Annotated in this window: 19 protein-coding genes and 1 riboswitch; of the genes, 13 read left to right on the top strand and 6 right to left on the bottom strand. The window is 63.3% G+C overall.

The features are described 5' to 3' along the window. Nucleotides 1-146 precede the first annotated feature (146 nt). The 8 genes from VLT15_10630 to VLT15_10595 all read left to right on the top strand — a co-directional run bounded on the left by VLT15_10630 (nt 147) and on the right by VLT15_10595 (nt 5,026). Nucleotides 147-1,082, top strand: coding sequence for a hypothetical protein (locus VLT15_10630; GenBank protein ID HSR45663.1), 936 nt, complete (start codon nt 147-149; stop codon nt 1,080-1,082). 53 nt (nt 1,083-1,135) lie between these two features. Then, nucleotides 1,136-1,324 (top strand): PLD nuclease N-terminal domain-containing protein, encoded by a 189-nt coding sequence (locus VLT15_10625; protein ID HSR45662.1) that lies wholly within the window; start codon nt 1,136-1,138, stop codon nt 1,322-1,324. Continuing rightward, a complete protein-coding gene (locus VLT15_10620) occupies nt 1,321-2,199 on the top strand; it encodes an ABC transporter ATP-binding protein (GenBank protein ID HSR45661.1) in 879 nt (292 codons plus the stop codon). The genes VLT15_10625 and VLT15_10620 overlap by 4 nt, the downstream gene beginning before the upstream one ends. Continuing rightward, complete coding sequence (locus tag VLT15_10615; GenBank protein HSR45660.1) at nt 2,196-2,942, top strand: hypothetical protein; 747 nt, start codon at nt 2,196-2,198, stop codon at nt 2,940-2,942. Before VLT15_10620 ends, VLT15_10615 begins: the two co-directional genes overlap by 4 nt. Before the next feature lie 69 nt (nt 2,943-3,011). Then, nucleotides 3,012-3,533: a hypothetical protein gene (locus VLT15_10610; protein HSR45659.1), complete on the top strand. Its 522-nt coding sequence runs from the start codon at nt 3,012-3,014 to the stop codon at nt 3,531-3,533. Between the two features lie 100 nt (nt 3,534-3,633). Beyond that, nucleotides 3,634-4,128 carry a glycine/sarcosine/betaine reductase selenoprotein B family protein gene (locus VLT15_10605; protein ID HSR45658.1) on the top strand — a complete coding sequence of 165 codons (495 nt, stop codon included), beginning with the start codon at nt 3,634-3,636 and terminating at the stop codon, nt 4,126-4,128. 24 nt (nt 4,129-4,152) lie between these two features. Next, nucleotides 4,153-4,482: a hypothetical protein gene (locus VLT15_10600; protein HSR45657.1), complete on the top strand. Its 330-nt coding sequence runs from the start codon at nt 4,153-4,155 to the stop codon at nt 4,480-4,482. 40 nt (nt 4,483-4,522) lie between these two features. Continuing rightward, on the top strand, nt 4,523-5,026 hold the full coding sequence (locus tag VLT15_10595; GenBank protein HSR45656.1) for an HIT domain-containing protein: 504 nt from the start codon (nt 4,523-4,525) through the stop codon (nt 5,024-5,026). Between the two features lie 16 nt (nt 5,027-5,042). Here VLT15_10595 and VLT15_10590 read toward each other — a convergent pair whose 3' ends face one another. Both VLT15_10590 and nifJ read right to left on the bottom strand, forming a co-directional pair. Then, nucleotides 5,043-6,053: a dihydroorotate dehydrogenase-like protein gene (locus tag VLT15_10590; GenBank protein HSR45655.1), complete on the bottom strand. Its 1,011-nt coding sequence runs from the start codon at nt 6,051-6,053 to the stop codon at nt 5,043-5,045. After that, nucleotides 6,050-9,634: a pyruvate:ferredoxin (flavodoxin) oxidoreductase gene (gene nifJ, locus VLT15_10585; protein HSR45654.1), complete on the bottom strand. Its 3,585-nt coding sequence runs from the start codon at nt 9,632-9,634 to the stop codon at nt 6,050-6,052. Before nifJ ends, VLT15_10590 begins: the two co-directional genes overlap by 4 nt. Nucleotides 9,635-9,930: 296 nt before the next feature. On the opposite strand from nifJ, the gene VLT15_10580 reads away from it, so the two are divergent. From VLT15_10580 to VLT15_10570, 3 genes are all read left to right on the top strand, one after another. Beyond that, a complete protein-coding gene (locus tag VLT15_10580) occupies nt 9,931-10,428 on the top strand; it encodes a flavodoxin domain-containing protein (GenBank protein ID HSR45653.1) in 498 nt (165 codons plus the stop codon). Nucleotides 10,429-10,538: 110 nt separating this feature from the next. Then, nucleotides 10,539-11,318: a class III extradiol ring-cleavage dioxygenase gene (locus tag VLT15_10575; GenBank protein ID HSR45652.1), complete on the top strand. Its 780-nt coding sequence runs from the start codon at nt 10,539-10,541 to the stop codon at nt 11,316-11,318. 170 nt (nt 11,319-11,488) lie between these two features. Beyond that, nucleotides 11,489-12,940 (top strand): MFS transporter, encoded by a 1,452-nt coding sequence (locus VLT15_10570; GenBank protein HSR45651.1) that lies wholly within the window; start codon nt 11,489-11,491, stop codon nt 12,938-12,940. A 45-nt stretch (nt 12,941-12,985) separates the two neighbouring features. Here the strand turns inward: VLT15_10570 and VLT15_10565 are convergent, their stop codons facing one another. After that, nucleotides 12,986-13,708 carry an MBL fold metallo-hydrolase gene (locus tag VLT15_10565; protein ID HSR45650.1) on the bottom strand — a complete coding sequence of 241 codons (723 nt, stop codon included), beginning with the start codon at nt 13,706-13,708 and terminating at the stop codon, nt 12,986-12,988. A gap of 148 nt (nt 13,709-13,856) precedes the next feature. Here VLT15_10565 and VLT15_10560 point away from each other — a divergent pair, with 148 nt between their 5' ends. After that, nucleotides 13,857-14,240 carry a hypothetical protein gene (locus tag VLT15_10560; protein HSR45649.1) on the top strand — a complete coding sequence of 128 codons (384 nt, stop codon included), beginning with the start codon at nt 13,857-13,859 and terminating at the stop codon, nt 14,238-14,240. 31 nt (nt 14,241-14,271) lie between these two features. On the opposite strand, the gene VLT15_10555 is transcribed toward VLT15_10560, so the two are convergent. Genes VLT15_10555 through VLT15_10545 form a run of 3 tightly spaced genes read right to left on the bottom strand, consistent with a single transcriptional unit; the run spans nt 14,272 to nt 17,110 of the window. Further along, nucleotides 14,272-15,051 (bottom strand): ABC transporter ATP-binding protein, encoded by a 780-nt coding sequence (locus tag VLT15_10555; protein HSR45648.1) that lies wholly within the window; start codon nt 15,049-15,051, stop codon nt 14,272-14,274. Continuing rightward, the gene (locus VLT15_10550; GenBank protein HSR45647.1) at nt 15,048-16,112 is read right to left on the bottom strand and encodes an iron ABC transporter permease; all 1,065 of its coding nucleotides are present in this window, start codon (nt 16,110-16,112) and stop codon (nt 15,048-15,050) included. The genes VLT15_10555 and VLT15_10550 overlap by 4 nt, the downstream gene beginning before the upstream one ends. Next, a complete protein-coding gene (locus tag VLT15_10545; GenBank protein HSR45646.1) occupies nt 16,109-17,110 on the bottom strand; it encodes an ABC transporter substrate-binding protein in 1,002 nt (333 codons plus the stop codon). Before VLT15_10545 ends, VLT15_10550 begins: the two co-directional genes overlap by 4 nt. 81 nt (nt 17,111-17,191) lie before the next feature. After that, a riboswitch (cobalamin riboswitch) is annotated at nt 17,192-17,335 on the bottom strand. A 95-nt stretch (nt 17,336-17,430) separates the two neighbouring features. Here VLT15_10545 and VLT15_10540 point away from each other — a divergent pair. Beyond that, complete coding sequence (locus VLT15_10540; protein HSR45645.1) at nt 17,431-18,894, top strand: 4-hydroxyphenylacetate 3-hydroxylase N-terminal domain-containing protein; 1,464 nt, start codon at nt 17,431-17,433, stop codon at nt 18,892-18,894. The last annotated feature ends 36 nt before the right edge of the window (nt 18,895-18,930 follow it).

Raw genomic sequence — 18,930 nt, 5'->3', positions numbered from 1 at the left:
TGCAGACCGTGCAGATTATGCAGCATTATGCAACACCCCGTAATGCGCACAATGCTGCACCCACGGCTCGAACACGGAGCCGGAGCATCTGGGCCGGGGCCGTCCTCGGACCGTCCCGCGGCGGGGTCACGTAGTATCGAGACGAGATGACCGCAGCGTGGATCGTCGCCGGCATCATCGGACTGGTCGTCGCTCTGGGAGCCAGTCGCCGAGCAGTACACCACGCCTCCGCTCTGGCATTCGGCAGTCGGCTTCCCCCGTTCGTCATCGGACTCAGCTTGCTGGCGATCGGGACCGATCTCCCTGAAATCGCCAACTCGATCATCTCCTCGGTGCGCGATCAGGGCGACGTCAACGTCAGCGATTCCATCGGATCGGCGGCCACCCAAATGACCCTCGTACTCGGCCTTCTGCCGTTCGTCGGGGGCACACTGGTGCTGGGCAAGAGGCGCGTCCGTCTGGTTGGAGGTCTAACGATCCTTGCTCTGATCCTGGGAATCTTCCTAGTGGCAGACGGATATCTGAGCAGACTCGATGGCGGGGTCCTCGTGATCGCATGGATGGTCGCCTGCGCCGCCGTCTGGAAGTATGCGCCACCAACATCCGGCCCTGCACTCCGCGTACCTTCCCGCCGGAAGTCGAGACACATTCTTCTTGCGTTGGGAGCTCTCGGTCTCGTTGGAGCAGGATCCTGGCTCGCGATCGAAGCCCTCCTGCGAATCGCCGAGCTCGTAGAAGTACCCGTCTACATCATCGGATTCCTGGGTGTGTCACTCGGCACCTCGCTGCCCGAACTCCTGGTGGACGTGACGGCGCTCCGACAGGGCCGACGGGACCTTGCGGTTGGCGATGTGTTTGGATCCAGCCTGGTCGATGCCACACTTTCTATCGGAATAGGGCCCCTCGTCGCCCCGGTGGCAGTCTCCGCCGACCTGGCGCTCACGGGCGGAATGGGAGCGTTGGGAGCCGCCGGCGTGGTGACCCTCCTCCTGGGAACGCTGAGGCGTCACAACAGGATCACCGGAACCGGTCTCCTGCTCCTCTACGCAGCTCTCTACATGATCCTGCTGAACGCCTTCTAAAACCAGGACGAACCGACCCATTGATCGGCATCTGCTTTGCTAGCTTCCCCCGTATGAGTTCTACCCTGATTGCCGCCCTCGTTCCACTCGCCATCTTCGTAATCGCCTGGATCGGCTACTGCTGGTACGACATCTCGAGGAGATCGGTACGGCACCTTCCGAAGTGGGCATGGGCCCTGATATGCCTGTCCGTTCCTATTGGAGGAATCGTGTACTTCCTGGTGGGGCGCGGACCCGAATGATTTCGACCAAGTCGCTCACCAAGACCTACGGGCCCAAGCGTGCGCTCGACGAAGTCTCGATTGTCGTTCCCGAGGGTTCCGTATACGGCCTGGTCGGGCCGAACGGCGCCGGAAAGACGACACTGCTCGGAATCCTGGCGGGACTGAGACACCCGGACTCCGGAGCCGTCGATATCGGCGCCCCCCGGTCGCGGACGGCCGTGCTACCGGACACACCCCAGTTCGAGCCCTGGCTCACGGCGCGCGAGGTGGTCGACCTTGCCCGCAACCTCGCCGCCCCGGACGTTCCCGTCGAACGGGTAGAGGAGGTGCTGGCGGAGACCGGACTGGGAGATTCCACGGACGTTCGCGTCGGCGGCTTTTCGCGAGGAATGCTCCAACGCCTCGGTCTGGCGGCCACGGTCATCGGCGAGCCGCAGGTACTGCTGCTCGACGAGCCCAGCGCCGCACTCGATCCGGCCGGCAGACGGGAGGTGCTCGACCTCGTCACCCGGCTGCGCGGCCGGTCAACGGTCATGTTCTCCAGTCACATCTTGGGAGACGTCCAGGAGGTGTGCGACACTGTCGGCATCCTCAGAGATGGCCGACTCCTCTTCCAGGGTTCGCTCGATGAGCTGCTGGTGGGCAGGGTCGAAGCCGTCTATCGGATTCGGCTGCGCGACGCCGACGACGGTGTCTTGCAGTCGCTTCGGGATGCGCCGTGGGTACACCTGGTCGAGCGAGTTTCGGCAGGTGACCTTCGGGTAACGGTTGCAGGACGAGATGAGGCCGAGCGCAACCTTGTGAAGGTTCTCGCCGACAATGGAGCGGCCGTGATATCGATGTCGCCGGAAGGGGCGAACCTCGAAGACGTATTCCTGGAGCTCACGTCGTGAATCTCTGGAGACTCGAGTGGATCCGGATGGTGCGCACCAAAAGATGGGTTGCGATCTTCGGCGTGTTCGTCTTCTTCGGCATCATCGGACCGCTGTCGGCCCGCTACATCGGAGAGTTAGTCGAGCGATTCGGCGGCGGTGTTCAGATCATCCTCCCGGAGCCGACACCGGCCGACGGAATCGAGCAGTATTCGGCCAACATTCAGCAGCTCGGCATACTCGTCCTGGTGATGATCGCGGCCGGAGCCCTCACCATCGAATCTCGCTACGAGATGGCGGTGTTCCTGCGTACCCGCGTGATGTCGTCCGCCCGGCTGTTGATCCCCCGCTATGTGGTCGTCACCGCCGCCGGGATCCTGGCCTACGTTGTGGGAGGATTACTCGCCTGGTACGAGACGGCGGTGCTCATCGGAGCGCCGGACGCCGGCGCAATGGCCGCCGGAATGCTCTGCGGCTCCGTCTACCTGCTGTTCACCGTCTCGATAGTTGCTTTCTTCGGCTCGACGCTCAAGAACGTGCTTCCGACCGTGATCCTCAGCCTGGTGGTGCTCCTCGTGCTGCCGATCATCGGGTTGATCCCGAGCTTGACGGATTGGCTGCCCAGCCGTCTGATCGGGGCACTCGACGGGCTGGTCCGGGGTGCGGCATTCGGCGATTTCCTGAAATCCCTGTTCGTGACCCTGGCCGGCACGTTCGCCCTGCTGTATGGGACAATAGGCGCACTCGCCAAACGCGAACTCTGATCTCCTGGTCTTGACGGGAGGCCCGGGCGGCGCGATAGTTCACGCACGGTGGCATTAGGGGAACTTAGAGTGAAAATCTTCAAAGGCTCGCTCGAAACAGCCGGGGGGGACCGCGCCCCGGCTTCTTTGGCGATCGACGAAGACTCCCTGACGCTCAAGGTCGGAGAATCGGACCTCGGCTCCTGGGGTTTCGACACCGTCGAGATCCGCCGTTCGGCAAGCGACCGTTTCGCCCTCGAACTGGACGGCGAACGCTTGACCTTCATCGCCAACGATCCGGTCGATTTCGCGTACACGGTTCCCGATTGGATCGAAACCCGAAAACCGAAGAGCCGAAAAGGGATCAAGCGGCGTCTGGAGCAGCGCCGGACCAACCTCATCGAGCGAATCGAGAGATCGGGCGGAAGGCGCCACACTCGCAAGATCAGTCGATCGGCGGACCACGTTCACGACTGGAGCGAACAAAACCTCCCGGGAGGCCTGATTCGCCGCGTATGCAAACAGTGCGACCAGGTGTCGATCGACCTGCGCGGCGCGGACCTTCCCGAGGAAACCGTCGCACGGCCCGACACGCCCTCCACGACCGGGTGAACCCGGCTTTCCGAGCCGCCGTTCGCCACCCGGTCACCCACCGGAACCTGCCGACGACCGGCGGCTATTACTGTGAACTGAAACAGCCGCAGGAGCAGCAGTGAAGATCGACAGCTACCGGTTCCTTCCCCGCAGCTTCCGCCCTTTCTACGAGAACCCCACGCCGGACGGCACCGACCCGGTGTGGGCCCCGTTCGACAAACGCCTGGGCAGCAGCCGCATAGCGCTCCTCACCTCCTCGGGCATGTACCTCGAGAACGGCCAGGAAGCGTTTGATCTCGATCGGGAACGTGCCGAACCAACCTGGGGCGACCCGTCCTTTCGGGTCATTCCAAAGCCGTGGCAACGGATCGCGCTCGCTCACCTGCACATCAGCCACGACGACATCCTGGCCGATCCAAACATCGCTTTGCCCATCGATAGGCTCGCAGACGCCGAGGAACGCCGGGTGATCGGAGAAGCCGCCCGGCGCCACTACTCGGTGATGGGATTCCAGGGAGCCGGACTGGAGGGGTGGCGGGAGATTGCCGCTCCCGGGATAATCGACCTCCTTCATCAGGATGAAGTGGACGGCCTCATCCTGGCTCCGGTCTGACCGGACTGTTGTAAGAACGTGCCCGTGCTGGCACGCTGGATCGAAGCGGCAGGAATCCCAACGGTTGTCGTGACCATGATGCCGGATCTCGCCACAGCTCTGTTCAACCCGCGTACCGTCGGCGTCGAGTTTCCCTTCGGTCATCCATTCGGAATGCCGGGCGACGCCCCCATGCAGGACCGTGTGCTCGGGGAAGCGCTCAACGTGCTGGCGGGAGCGGATCGGTTCGGAACCAGAGTCGACATCGACATCGAGTGGCCGGTTCCCCGCAAAGAGGCCTACAAGGCCTGGCAACCGGCGAAACCAAGTCCGATCACCCAGTGGTGGCTCGAACGAAACATGCTGGAACGATAGGTTTGCGGGCGGCGAGCAGGTCGTCGGTTACCCTGAGATTGTGCTTGATCATCTCTGGGCCGGTTGGCGGTCCACGTACGTGAAGTCAATCGACGGCGCTCTCGACGACGACTGTCTGTTCTGCCGGCTGCCCGACGAGTCCGACGAAGACGCCTTGATCCTCGAGCGCACGCCTCTCGCCTACTCGGTTCTGAACCGTTACCCGTATTCGACTGGTCACCTGATGATCACTACCAATCGCCACACCGCCGGCCTCTCGGAGCTCACGCCTGAAGAGCGGTCGCAGATGTGGGACCTGATCATCCGCGCCGAGCTGGGTCTCAACGCCGCTATGCGTCCTCAAGGCTTCAATCTGGGGTTGAACCTGGGCCGGGTGGCGGGAGCCGGGATCCCCGACCACCTCCACTTCCACCTGGTGCCGCGCTGGTTGGGAGACACAAACTTCATGACCTCCACCGCAGGCACCAGAGTCTTGCCCGAGTCTCTGGAAGACACGTGGACGAACGTGAGGGCGGCCCTCAGAGAGAACCGCCCTCCGGCCTAGTGCGGCCTGCCCTCCGCTATACACCCGGCCGGGCGTAGGTGACCAGCGTCTTCATGTAGTTGCCGCGCTCGAAGGCCGCCGGATCCGGAGACGCCGACTGACTCATCGAGCCCTTCATCTGACGCACAGATTCGTACTCGTTCTCTTCCAGCCAGGACCGCAGTCCTTCCAGGGCCTCGGTGAGCACGGCCGGACCGTTGCGCAGCAGGGCCGATGCCATCATCGTGACGTCGGCCCCGGCCAGGAGGAGTTTGATCACATCCTGCGCCGTGTGAACACCGCTGGTCACGGCCATCGAGCCGAGCAAACGGCCCTTGAGGATCGCAGTCCAGCGCAACGGCAATCTCAGATCGTCCGAGTGGGACAACCTGAGATTCGGCTTCACCTCGAGTTCATCGAGGTCGATGTCGGGCTGATAGAACCGGTTGAACAGCACCAGACCGTCGGCGCCGGCATCGATCAGCCTGGTCGCCATATTGGGGATCGAGCTGAAGAACGGCCCCACTTTCACGGCCAAGGGAATCGTTATCGATTTCTTGAGGGCCATCACCAGATCTAGATACTGTTCCTCAACCTCAGCTCCGGTCGTCTCCGGGTTGGTCGGGATCAGATAGACATTCAGCTCGAGCGCGTCCGCACCCGCCTCCTCCATCAGCTTCCCGTAGCGAAGCCAGCCCCCGATCGAAGTGCCGTTCAGGCTGGCGATCACCGGGATCTCCAGGTGCTCTTTGGCGTCGCGGATGAGCTTCAGATACTCACCCGGTCCGGTGTTGTAATCCTGCAGGGTGGGGAAATACCCGCCGACGGCCTCACCGAAGCTGTCCGAGTGGAACTCGGCGAGGGCCAGGGCTTGCTCCTCGTCGTGGACGATCTGTTCTTCGAACAGCGACCAGAGCACCACAGCCGAGGCGCCGGCCGCCTCGAGCTGGCGGAGCGAGGTGAGGTTGCCGGTCATCGGCGAAGCGGAGGGAACGATCGGATGGGCCAGGTCGAGCCCGAGATACTTGGTCGTCAGATCGACGCTCATGGCGCGACCTCCTCCTCCTCCTCAGGGACCTGCCGGTCCAGGTCCGCCAGTTGCTCGTAGAGGTGCCACCGATTGTCGATGTCGTCCTGTGCTCTCGCGAACAGCTCTTCAGCCTGCTCCGGCTTGGTTCTGGCCAGCATCGCATAGCGAGCTTCCTGCATCGCGAAGTCCTTGAAGGTGAGCTTCGGTGCCCGGCTGTCGAGATGGAACGAGTGCCGGCCTTCGGCCTCTGCCATCGGGTCGAACCGAAACAGCGGCCAGTAGCCGCTCTCAACGGCTTCCTTCTGGTGGCTCATCCCGGTCTCCATGTCGATGCCGTGGGCGATGCACTGGCTGTAGGCGATGATGAGGGAGGTCCCCGGATACGCCTCGGCCTCGGCGAAGGCCTTCACGGTCTGCGTGTTGTTGGCGCCCACCGCGATCTGTGCCACGTACACGTTGCCGTAGGCCTGGGCGATCATTCCCAGATCCTTCTTGCCGGTCGGCTTCCCACCGGCGGCAAACTTGGCAACCGCTCCCCGCGGGGTGGCTTTCGAAGCCTGCCCGCCGGTGTTCGAGTACACCTCGGTGTCGAGGACCAGAATGTTGACATTCCGGCCGGAGGCGAACACATGGTCCAGGCCGCCAAACCCGATGTCGTACGCCCAGCCGTCACCGCCGACTATCCAGACGCTCTTGTGAGCCAGTGTGTCGATTCCGGCGATGAGGCGACGAGCTTCGATCGAGTCGATGTCGCCGAGGATCTTCTTGGCGTGTGCAATACGCAGGCGCTGCGCGGCCAACCCGACCTCATCGGTGTCGGTGACGCCGGCCAGGAGTCCCGTTACGAGATCATCTCCTAGTTCTGAGGCGAAACGGCTCACGAGGACCTTGGCATCCTGGACCGACTGGTCCTGCGCCAGCCGCAAACCGAGCCCGAACTCGGCGTTGTCTTCGAACAGGCTGTTGGCCCAGGACGGGCCGCGGCCGTCGGCATTCGTCGAGTACGGAGTCGTCGGCAGGTTGCCGCCGTAGATAGAGGAACAGCCCGTCGCGTTGGCGATGGTTACCCGATCTCCGAACATCTGAGTCATAAGCTTGATGTAGGGGGTTTCTCCGCAGCCGGAACATGCTCCCGAGAACTCGAACAACGGCTCGGCCATCTGACTGCCTTTCACCGTGTCGAGACGCACTTCGGTCCGATCCGGCTCGGGGAGACTCAGGAAGAAGTCGAAGTTGGCCTGCTCCACCTCGAGATGGTCGAGTTTGGGCATCATGTTGATCGACTTGTGCTTGACCTCTTCCTTGGACTTGGCCGGACAGACATCGACGCAGACCCCGCAACCGGTGCAGTCGTCCGGTGCGACTTGAATCGTGAGGACGTTGCCGGGCATCTCGCGGCTTCTGAACTCCTTCGAGAGGAACGTGTCCGGCGCTCCATCGAGGAACGCCGGATCATATACCTTCATCCGGATGGCGGCGTGGGGGCAAACGAGCGCACACTTGGCGCAATCGATGCAGATGTCGGGGTCCCAGATCGGAATGTCCTGGGCGATCGAGCGCTTCTCGAACTTGGTCGTTCCGGTCGGGAACGTCCCGTCGACCGGCATCGCAGACACGGGCAACAAGTTGCCCTTCCCTGCGATCATCATGGCGGTCACGCGCTGCACGAAATCCGGAGCTGCTTCCGGTACGGAGGGCGGCCGAACGAACACCGAGCTCGCCCGGGCCGGAACCGCCACCTTCTCGAGGGCTGCGATTGAGGCGTCGACCGCTGCGAAGTTCCGATCAAGTACCGTTTGACCGAACTTCCCGTAGCTCTTCTGGATCGCTTCCTTGATTTCGGCAATCGCCTGGTCCGGCGGGAGTATCCCAGCCAGATTGAAGAAACAAGTCTGGAGAACCGTGTTGATACGGCCGCCGAGACCGACCTCCCGAGCGACCTTGACGCCGTCCACGACGTAGAACGTGATGTTCTTGTCGATGATCGCCTGCTGGGTCTCCAGGGGTACCTTGTCCCAAACCTCGTCGGCCGAATAGGGGCTGTTGAGGAGGAAGGTTGCTCCCTGGTCGGCAACCTCGAGAACGGCCATCTTCTCGAGGAAGTTGAACTGGTGGCAAGCGACGAAGCTCGCCTTGGTGATCTCGTATGTCGAGTTGATCGGCCGGGGACCGAACCGCAAGTGCGAGACCGTGATCGCTCCCGACTTCTTCGAGTCGTAGACGAAATGACCCTGCGCATACAGGTCGGTGTTCTCGCCGATGATCTTCACCGAGTTCTTGTTGGCCCCGACGGTTCCGTCTGCGCCGAGTCCGAAGAACACCGCGCGGACGACGTCGTCCGGCTCGGTGTTCAGTTCCTCGGTCACATCGAGGCTGAGATGCGTCACATCGTCCACGATCCCAACCGTGAAGTGCACCTTCGGAGACTCCTTGTCGAGTTCTGCGAAGATCGCCGCAACCATCGACGGCGTGAACTCCTTCGATGAAAGCCCGTACCTGCCACCGATTATCCGGGGGAAACCGTCCCAGGCGACGTTGCCGGCTGCGGTCTGCTCCGATATCGCGGTTATCACGTCCTGGTAGAGCGGCTCGCCGAGGGCCCCGGGTTCTTTGGTACGGTCGAGCACCGCAATCGAGCGGGTCGAGCCGGGCAGGGCGGCGATGAGGGCCTCCGCCGAGAACGGCCTGTACAGCCTGACCTTGACCAGACCGACCTTCTCACCGCGATCAACGAGCGCCTGCACCGCCTCCTCGGTCGCGCCGATTCCCGAGCCCATCATGATCACCACTCGCTCGGCGTCGGGTGCGCCGACATAGTCGAAGAGGCGGTAGCTGCGTCCCGTGAGCTCGGCAAGCCGATCCATGGTCGATTGCACGAGATCGGGGACCGCGTCGTAGTAGAGGTTGCAGGCTTCTCGTGCCTGGAAGAACACGTCCGGGTTCTGCGCTGTACCACGGATTACCGGGGCATCCGGATTGAGGCGACGAATACGGTGGGCGGCGACGAGTTCCTCGTCGATCATCACCCGGATGTCGTCGTCGCTCAGTTCATTGATCTTCCCGACTTCGTGCGATGTTCGGAATCCGTCGAAGAAGTGCAGAAACGGAACGCGACTTTCGAGCGTCGCGGCTTGAGCGACGAGAGCCAGGTCGTGCGCTTCTTGTACCGATGCCGACGCCAACAGCGCCCAACCGGTCCCGCGAGTCGCCATAACGTCGCTGTGATCACCAAAGATGGAGAGTGCATGAGTCGCCAGGGTGCGAGCGGCCACGTGAATGACCGACGGCAGCAGCTCGCCTGCGATCTTGTACATATTGGGAATCTTCAGCAGCAGTCCCTGTGACGCCGTGAAACTCGTCGCCATCGCGCCGCCCTGGAGAGCGCCGTGGAGAGCACCGGCAGCACCCGCCTCGCTCTGCATTTCGACAACCTCGGGGATCGTTCCGAAGATGTTCGTGCGGCCCTTGGCCGACCATTCATCGGACAGCTCACCCATCGGAGATGAAGGTGTGATGGGGTAGATGGCAATGACTTCGTTGGTTCTAAACGCAACGGAAGCGGCCGCTTCATTGCCATCAACGGTGACGACGCGTCCCACTCCGGGTCCTTCCTGTCGTGATCAACTCGAATGTTGGTACCCAACCTAGAGATCTGAGCAGGGGACGTCGGCAGTTACCAGGGAGTAATGGGCCATAACAAGGCGCGATCCGCTGGTCGCGAGTAGCGAGTATCCAGCAGAAGGTTCCACGTCCTGAATCATGGTTTCATCCCGTTCACCCCTGCACCGCCCGGAACGTGGAACTCGAGACCCGGAACCTGAGAGATCCTATTGGCCCTGTACAAGACGCCCGAAACGCGCGATCTTGAGAACCAGATTCGAAAGGAGGCGGAACCGTGCACGTGCTGGTCGCATACAGCAGCAAGATGGGTGGAACAGAGGGCATCGCCAAGAAGGTCGCCGACACGCTGACCGGCGAGCATTTCACCGTGACCCTCCGCTCGGCCGGAGAAGTGCCCAACCCCGAGGAGTTCGACGCTGTGATACTCGGCAGCGCGATCTACGGGGCGCGCTGGCGGCGTGAATCGGTTCGATTGCTGAGGCGCCTCAGGCGGGCGGGCTTCGACCGGCCGGTCTGGTTGTTCCACAGCGGCCCGATCGCCGACGACATAGCCCAGGATCCTCAGCCATTCCCCGCCAAGGTGGAGAAACTGGCGGTCGACCTCAGCGTGAAGGACCGCAAGACGTTCGGCGGGCGTCTGCCGGATGATGCAAAGGGTGCGATAGCCCGGAGCATGGTGAAGCAGGGCAGGTCCGGCGACTGGCGGGACTTGGACCAGGTCGGGGTGTGGGCGAAAGAAGTCGGGCGTGTTCTGGCGGCCTCGCAGACCTGAAGGCAAACGGCGGGTCGCCTCCGGTAGATGCCGGGACGGTGAGCAGAATTCCTGCCCATAGGAATACCCTCCGGCTTAGATGGTCCTCGAACGTCTAGCAACGAGGTGCCGTGACCACCCACCGAATGCCCGTCGGCTTCATCGGACACGGGAATCCGTTGTCGGTCGCCGAGCCGGCCCGTACGGCCCCATGGACCGCCTGGGCCCAACGACTCCCCCGGCCCAAATCGATCCTGGTCGTCTCTGCACATTGGGAAGACGCGCCCGTGACAATGGGTTCCACGTCAACTCACGACGCCTTGTTGTACGACTTCTGGGGATTCCCGGACTTCATGTACAACCTTCAATACCGGGCTCCCGGCGCACCCGGTCTCGCCGACCGCGTCGAAGCACTGCTGGATCCCAGCGTGACGGTCCGGCGATCCGAGCGGCCCCTGGACCACGGGGCTTGGATCCCTCTCATGAGGATGTGGCCGGCCGCGGACATTCCGGTACTCCAGATCTCGATGCCGATCGATCTGCATGAAGAACATCTGTACACCCTGGGCCGTGATCTCGCACCACTTCGCGATGACGGCGTATTCATTCTCGGGACCGGCAACCTCGTACACGATCTGCGTGGAGCGGACCTGTGGTCCGACCCTCCTCCTCCCGAATACGTGGAAGCGTTCGATACATGGGTTGCCAGAGCCTTGACGGGACGCGACGACCGCGCTCTGCTGCGCTGGCGGGAGCAGGCACCGGAGCCGCTGCGATCCCACCCGACTGCCGAGCACTACCGGCCGATCCTGGTGGCTGCAGGCGCTGCCCGAGGCGAGAGCGCTCGGTTCAGCGTCGAGGGCTTCGAGCACGGAACCATCAGTCGCAGGTCGGTGCAGTTTCAGGATTGAGCGCCCGGGCACTCTGCGACGGTGCAAAGGGCCCACTGGCGTCGGTGTGGCCAGGGAGACGCATGTGAGACGAGGGTCATGGTCATCCGCCGAGTCGTTGGTGGGACGGCCGGCTCTCCAATCGAGAGGCTGTGGACATGCCCCCCACACCGTGACCCTATCCTCTGGTGGTGCCCGAACCCTCAGGTGTCCTCTCCAAACAGCTCCTGCCTGCCTCGATTGCCATCTTCACAACGGTGGCGCTGGTGGCGTTCGAGGGCCTGGCGGTCACAGCCGCTCTGCCAGAACTGGCCGCCGACCTCGGCGGGGTCTCGCTCCTTCCCTGGACGATCACCGGGTTCCTTCTGACTTCAGGAATCGCCACCGCTATTTCCGGACCGCTGGTCGACGGTGTCGGAACCCGAACGATGTTCCGGTGGGCCGTCGCCATCTTCGTGGGAGCCAGTGTGGCGGCAGCCTTGGCTCCCTCGATGGCCGTAATGATCGTCTCCCGGATAGTCCAGGGCGCCGGAGGGGGGATGATCTCCGCGGTGGGTATCGCAGCCGTCGGGCTCGTCTATCCGCATCACCTCGTCGGGAGAGCATTCGCGGCCAACGCCACCGTCTGGGGGGTGATGGGTGTTGCCGCCCCGGCTATCGCGGCTCTGATGCTGACTGTGCTGGACTGGCGCTGGATATTCCTCGTCAACCTGCCGCTCGGGCTGGCCGCATTGATCGCCGGTTGGCGAGTTCTGCCCGGCCCGGCCGGTCGACGCGACAGACGAGTGGACTGGAGAGGCGCAGCCCTCGTCGGAACGGTGACGATCAGCCTGGCGATGGCGGTCGATCAACTCGACATGACGTCGCTGCCCTGGATTGCCCTCATGGTGATCGGAGCCTGGCTCTACGTCCTGCACGCCCGCAGCCGTGAAGCTCCGATCGTCCGGCTGGAGCATCTGATCCGGCAACCGTACGCCGGGCTGGCCGTCGGCCTGGGCCTCATGGTGGCGGGTGCGATCGCTGCCGAGACCTACGTGCCGCTGTACGTCAGGGGTGCTCTGGGAGCAGGCTCAGCGTCGACTGCCTGGTCCGTCATCTTCTTCACGCTCGGGTGGACGACCGGAGCCAACATCTCCGGCAGACTCACTCGGCGGATGCCCGAGTCGACTCTGACCGTGGGCGGCTTCGGTCTGACCGTGCCGGCGCTCATTCTCATGTGGGCGGCCGTGACATTCGGCTTGCCGTCCGCCGTCGTATTCGGCTGCCTGTATGTCGCCGGGACGGGGGTCGGGATATCGACCAACTCGGGACTCACTCTGCTGCGGACGGCCACGCCGGACGATCAGCTCGGAAGGGCCTCCGCGGCCCACCAGGTGGCCAGGGCACAGGGCTTCACGATCGGAGCCGCGCTCGGCGGTTCGGTGATCCTGCTGGCGGTCTCCAGGGTCGTTCCCGACCTGGAGATGGTGAGGCAACTCCTTGCGGGTGAGTCGGTCGACATGACCGGTGTCGCCGCCCAGGGAATCGCCGACGGTTTCGGCCTGACTGCACTCGTGGGAGCTTGTGTCGTTGCCGCCGGTTTCCCGGCGGTGCTTCGACTGCGAACCCATCTCGGTCCGGCCCGAAGGGCGAAGATCCGCTGACAACCTGGTGGCCCACAAACCGAGAACGGCGATCCGAAACGGCGGCTAGGCGCGGGCCAGCGCCACGGCCTCGGCCGGGCTTCCCATCCACGGATCCCCGTGTCCCGGCAGCAACATCTCGGCCTCCAGGCCAACGAGGCGCTCGAGTGACGAGTCGGCCAGCTCATGATCCAGGTTGAAGCGCTCGTCGATCAGCTGCGGCCCCCGGCCCGGACCGACGAGATCCATCGTGATCAAACCATCCCCGGTGAACAGCAGGCCCAACTCGGGGCAATGGAACATCGCGTGACCTTCGGTATGGCCCGGCGTATGGACAACTACGGGGTGGCCGGGCAGGTCGAGCCGTTCGCCATCCTGGAAAGTGTCCACCTCGTCGAGATGCTCCAGCTTCATCACGCCCGCGACGATCATCGGAAGGAAGGTCCTCAGGGAATACCGGTTGAAGAGGGGGATCTCGGAGATGGATACCGCAGCACGGCCGGTGTAGGTCCCGAGGGCACGGGTTTCCTCCGCCGAGTGCACCGACACCGCCACTCCGTTTCTCATCGCCTCCTTGCCGAACCCGAGGTGGTCGGCATGGGAGTGGGTGGCCACGATGCCCGCCACCGACTCGAGGGACAGACCAATCGACTCGAGGCCGTTGACGAGCTTCCGCCATTCTCTCGAGCATCCCGCGTCGATGACGGTCACCTGATCACCGTCACGGAGAACGTAGAAGTTGTGGCCTCCGGTCCCGAGTGCGAATGTGTTGGTTGCTACCTGTCTCATGAGCATCAGGATACCGATCGAGGCAGGTGCGTGGGGCCGGGTAGTCTCGCCTCCGTGAATGACCCCTAAGCCTGCGCAACAGATCAGGCATGACGCGGTTCAGACTGCGCGCCTAGGGTTAGTCCGACGTCGAACGAAGGGCACCGGAATGGCACAGGAACTCGGTAACTGGGCAGTCAACTACCTTCCGGACGAAGGCGGTCGGTACACGGGCAAACTCAACCTCACGGACGAGAAGCTCACTTTCGTCTCCCTGTACGAGTCCGGCAACAAGACGATCGTCAAGGCGATCTTTCTCGATGTTGGTTCTTTTGCAGCAGCCGGCGGACATACCGTTTACCGCTACTCCAACGACGACGAGGCCCGCGTCGAGCTGCCCGTGAACGAGATCACAGGCGTCAAGGCAACCAAGCGGGGGTTGCTCAAGCAAGCGGTAGTGACCATGCAGGGAGGCGAGGAGTTCGTCTTCGACTACGGCATGTTGTCGGTCAAGAAGATCGTCGAGGCCATCGAGACGGCGATCCCTTCCTGAGCCTCCGCCCGATCGCTGCCCTTGGGCCGTTCTAGCGGCCGGCGCGGTAGGGAACCACGGCCACTCCCCCCTCGCCCATTTCGATGATTCGAACCGAGGCACCGTAGAGGTTGCGGATGTTGTCCGCGGTCAAAACGTCACCGGGGGCTCCTGCCCCGTGCACAATCCCGCCGCCCAGCATGACCAGCCCATCACAGAACTGCGCAGCCAGGGTGAGATCGTGCAGCGCGCTCACTACGGTGAGCGACTGCTCCCTGCGCAACTCGTCAACCAGCTCCAGAACCTGTTGCTGATGCCCCACATCGAGTGCGCTCGTCGGCTCGTCGAGCAAGAGAATCGGTGCGCGCTGGGCCAGCGCCCTGGCGAGGGCCGACTGCTGAGCCTCCCCGCCCGACAGAGATCCGAGCGTCCGGAACGAAAGGGCACCCAGCTGCAACCGTTCCAACACGTCCACCACCACCTGCAGATCCGCCCTGCCTTCGACTCCGAAGTACGAGATGTGCGGTGTGCGCCCGAGCAGCACGTAATCGAAGACCGTCATGTCCGACGGAAGATTGGGACGCTGCGCAACCACTGCGATCGAACGGGACCGTTCGGCGGAGCTCATCTGTCGAACATCCCGACCGTCGAGTGAGACCCTGCCCCCTGCTTCCACCGTTCCGACCACGGCGCGCAGCAGCGTCGTCTTGCCGGATCCGTTGGGCCCGACCAGACCCAGCCAGCCGCCACGCTCGACCTCGATATCGACGCCCTTCAGCACCTCGGTGCCGTTGTAGGAGACCCGCAAGCCGCTGATCGACAGGGTGTTCATCGCATCCTCCGCGCCGAGCGCATCACAACGGCGAAGAATGGTGCACCCAGGAATGCGGTAACCACACCTATCGGAAGTTCGGCCGGGGACATCACCGTGCGAGCCGCCAGGTCGGCCGCTACCAGGAATGCTCCGCCGAACAACGCCGACAGCGGGATGATCACCCGGTAACTCCAACCCGTCAGCAAGCGCACCGTGTGGGGGACGATGATCCCCACGAAGCCGATCAAGCCCGACACCGCTACTGCGGCTGCCGTTCCGAGGCTGGCGGCGATCACGACCGCGGCACGAACACGACCCGTCGATACCCCCAGGGCTCTCGACTCCTCTTCCCCGACTGCCAGCACATCGAGTAGACGCCTGTGAAGGAAGATGACGATCGTGGCGATGCCGGCGTAGGGCAAAGACAACAAGACCTCATGCCAACCCAGCGTGCCGATGGATCCGAGGATCCACGAATACACCTCGCGCAAGGTGTCGGTGTTTCGTTGCTGGATGAATGTCTGCACTGCGGTCAGGAAAGATGCAACGGCCACACCGGCCAGGATGAGGGCGGCATTGCTCCGGTCACCCAGCGTTCGACCTACACCGTAGGTGAGGCCGACTCCGACCAGTGCCCCGCCGAATGCTGCGAGTGGGAGTAACTCAATCGGCCCGACCGCCGCGCCGGGAGCGAACACGAAGGCCAGCGTGGCTCCGAATCCGGCCCCAGCTGCAACACCGAGGAGATACGGGTCCGCCAGCGGATTACGGAACACACCCTGATAGGCAGCTCCGGAGATGGCCAGCGTCGCCCCGACGATCGCCCCCAGGGCAACCCGCGGGAGTCTCAGTTCCCAGAGTATGTCGAGCTGGGTCTCGGTCAAACCCTGGGAGACATCCACGAAAGGCAGCGAATCGGCCAGAGCGCGCAGCAGTTCGCCAACCGGGAGGTCTGCCGGGCCGATGACCAGACCGGCGATGCCGGCCGCCAGGAGCGCCGCGACGCCCGCGGTGACCTGGCCCCAAGTCGGCCGGGTAGCCCTCGGGAGGTCCGGGCCTACGACGAGTGTCGAGCTCATCCGCCTGCCACAGCCAGGGTGGCGATCGCAGCGGCGACGGCCTGCAAGTACTCGACGGTACGCGGGCCCCAGCGCGAGGCGATGTCATCATCGACCACGACTATCGATCCGGTCTGGACCGCCGAGATACTCCCCCACCCGGGCCGGGCCGAGATCGTTTCGATCGACTCGCCGCAGCAGTCCGTGACGAAGATGAGATCCGGGTCTGCGTCGACGATGAACTCGACGGAAAGCTGCGGGTAGCCGAATCCATCCACATCCGCCGGATCGGCGATGTTCACCAGCCCGAGTTCCCGGTAGACGCCGCCTATGAATGTCGACGAGGTCACGGAGAAGAAGTTCGGGTCCAGTTCGTGGTAGTAGGTGAGGGGCGGGTCGACACCCTCGAGTGACGAGAGGAGGGAATCCAACTCGTCGCGCAGCTCTGCGGTTGCCCGGGTGGCCTCGGCCGGGCGGCCGACGGCAGCACCGAGTTGTTCCATCTGCTCGAACGTTCCCTCGATGGTGGACACTGCCGGCATGACCAGCACCTGTACGCCGAGGGTCTCGAGATTGGCGACGATGTCGTCTATGTCGTTGGAGACGACCACTAGATCGGGCCCGTAAGAGACGATTGCCTCGATGTTGGGAATCCAGCCGGAGAGGTCTGTGACCGGAGCATCTGCCGGATACGTCGAATACTCATCGACGGCAATCACCTGACTGCCGGCCCCGATTGCGAAGAGCATCTCCGTGGCCGTAGGCGAGAGCGAGATGATCGCTTGCGGACGTGACTCGATGGTCACCGCACCGTTGCCGGCCGCAACGGTGACGGGAAAAGCTCCGTCAACTTGCGGCACGGTGGTCTGAGTCGTTGTGGGTTGTGAAGTGGTAGTCGACTCAACGGGTTCGAGTACTACTTCGGGGGTTGCGTCCCCGTTCCCATCGGTGGCGGTCACACCGCAAGCTGCGACGAGCAACACCAGCACGACGAGAGCGGCAATCTTCCTGAAATCCAAAACATCCTCCACTCGGGAGGATGAAGGGTGCCTAGGTGACCTGGGGACCAGGTCACGAACGCTGCCTTCACCCGAGACTTGTTCGTGGCCATCGAGTCAGGCGTCCTGGCTCGTCCCCGGAAGGGGCATCACAGTTGCGGGACAGCAGCGGAATCTCACCGCACTTCGCTGCACTCGACGGCATCCGGATTCTTGTGCCGGACAACCTGAGCTTAGCGACCTCAATCCGTCCCGTTCCTGCCCGCAACCCCTGTGACCGTCCCTTTTCGAGGGAGGCCGGAACGGCGGGTAGTAGCGTGAGTTCATCGATTGGAGGAGCAATGGCCGGCTGGACCAAAGGTGAACCGATCCGCACCGGGGACGACTACATCGAGAGTCTCCGCGACCGTAATCTCAAGGTCTTCCTGATGGGCGAGAGAGTGCCCGAACCCGTCGACCATCCGGTGATCCGACCGTCCATCAACGCGCTGGCTGCCACCTACGACCTGGCAGTCGACCAACCCGATCTGGCCGCCGCCGGCTCTTCGATAATCGACGCCCCGGTCAACCGCTTCCTGCACGTCACCGAGAGCGCCGACGATGTGGTTGCTCAGAACAAGATGCAGCGAAGGCTCGGCCAACTGACCGGCACCTGCTTTCAACGCTGCGTTGGTATGGACGCCATCAACTCCACCTTCTCGGTCACCTACGACATCGACGCCGCCAACGGCACCGACTACCACAAGCGGTTCACGACTTGGCTCGCCGAGATGCAACGGATGAACTTCGTTATCGGCGGCGCAATGACCGATCCGAAGGGCGACAGGTCGAAGGCGCCATCCGAGCAAACCGACCCCGATCTCTACGTTCATGTGACCGAGCGCCGCGACGACGGGATCGTGATCCGGGGCGCCAAAGCCCATCAGACGGGAGCAATCAACTCACACTGGTTCATCGTGATGCCGACGATCCGCCTCCGCCAAGCCGACCGGGACTACGCGATCACCTGCGCGGTGCCGGCCGAAGCGAACGGACTCACCTACATCTACGGGCGGCAATCATGCGACACGCGCATTCTCGACGGAGGAGAGATCGATTCAGGCAACGCCCGGTTCTCCGGACAGGAAGCGATGATCATCCTCGAGGACGTTTTCGTTCCCTGGGAGCACGTCTTCATGGACGGCGAGTATGAGTTCGCGGCCACCCTCGTCGAACGCTTCACCAGCTACCACCGGCGGAGCTACGTATGCAAGAGCGGCGTTGGTGACGTCCTGATCGGCGCCGCGGCGCTCGCCGCCGAATACAACGGTGTGGGAGAGGCCTCGCACATCAAGGACAAACTCGTCGAGATGAACCACCTGAACGAGACCATCTACGGCGGCGGGATCGCCGCCTCGCACGAGTCGTTCCAGACCGAGGCCGGCAACTGGGAGAACGACGGGCTGCTGGCCAACGTCTGCAAACACAACGTCACGCGCTTCCCCTACGAGATAGGGCGTCTCGCCCAGGACCTCGCCGGCGGGCTGATGGTCACCATGCCGTCCCAACTCGACTTCGCGGATCCCGAAGCCGGCCCGTTGCTCGACAAGTACCTCAAAGGCCGGGAGGATGTCTCTACCGAGAACCGCATGCGAATCCTTCGCCTGGTCGAGAACATGACTCTGGGCCGGAATGCTGTGGGCTATCTGACCGAGTCGATGCACGGTGCCGGGTCGCCGCAGGCCCAGAGAATCCTGATCGGAAGACAATCAGACCTGGACGGCAAGAAGGCGCTGGCGAAGAGCCTGGCAGGCATAGACGACTGAGAACTACTCGCCGGATTCTGTTGGAGGCCCGGTCCG

The organism is Acidimicrobiia bacterium (genome assembly GCA_035471805.1).
Lineage (GTDB): Bacteria > Actinomycetota > Acidimicrobiia > Spongiisociales > JAHEDJ01 > JAHEDJ01.
This window is presented reverse-complemented; position numbering and strand designations above follow the sequence as displayed.

Coding starts and splice junctions, on each gene's coding strand:
- VLT15_10630 (HSR45663.1), top strand. CDS start 147: ATGACCGCAGCGTGGATCGTCGCCGGCATCATCGGACTGGTCGTCGCT.
- VLT15_10625 (HSR45662.1), top strand. CDS start 1,136: ATGAGTTCTACCCTGATTGCCGCCCTCGTTCCACTCGCCATCTTCGTA.
- VLT15_10620 (HSR45661.1), top strand. CDS start 1,321: ATGATTTCGACCAAGTCGCTCACCAAGACCTACGGGCCCAAGCGTGCG.
- VLT15_10590 (HSR45655.1), bottom strand. CDS start 6,053: ATGAGCGTCGATCTGACGACCAAGTATCTCGGGCTCGACCTGGCCCAT.
- VLT15_10565 (HSR45650.1), bottom strand. CDS start 13,708: ATGAGACAGGTAGCAACCAACACATTCGCACTCGGGACCGGAGGCCAC.
- VLT15_10560 (HSR45649.1), top strand. CDS start 13,857: ATGGCACAGGAACTCGGTAACTGGGCAGTCAACTACCTTCCGGACGAA.
- VLT15_10555 (HSR45648.1), bottom strand. CDS start 15,051: ATGAACACCCTGTCGATCAGCGGCTTGCGGGTCTCCTACAACGGCACC.
- VLT15_10550 (HSR45647.1), bottom strand. CDS start 16,112: ATGAGCTCGACACTCGTCGTAGGCCCGGACCTCCCGAGGGCTACCCGG.
- VLT15_10540 (HSR45645.1), top strand. CDS start 17,431: ATGGCCGGCTGGACCAAAGGTGAACCGATCCGCACCGGGGACGACTAC.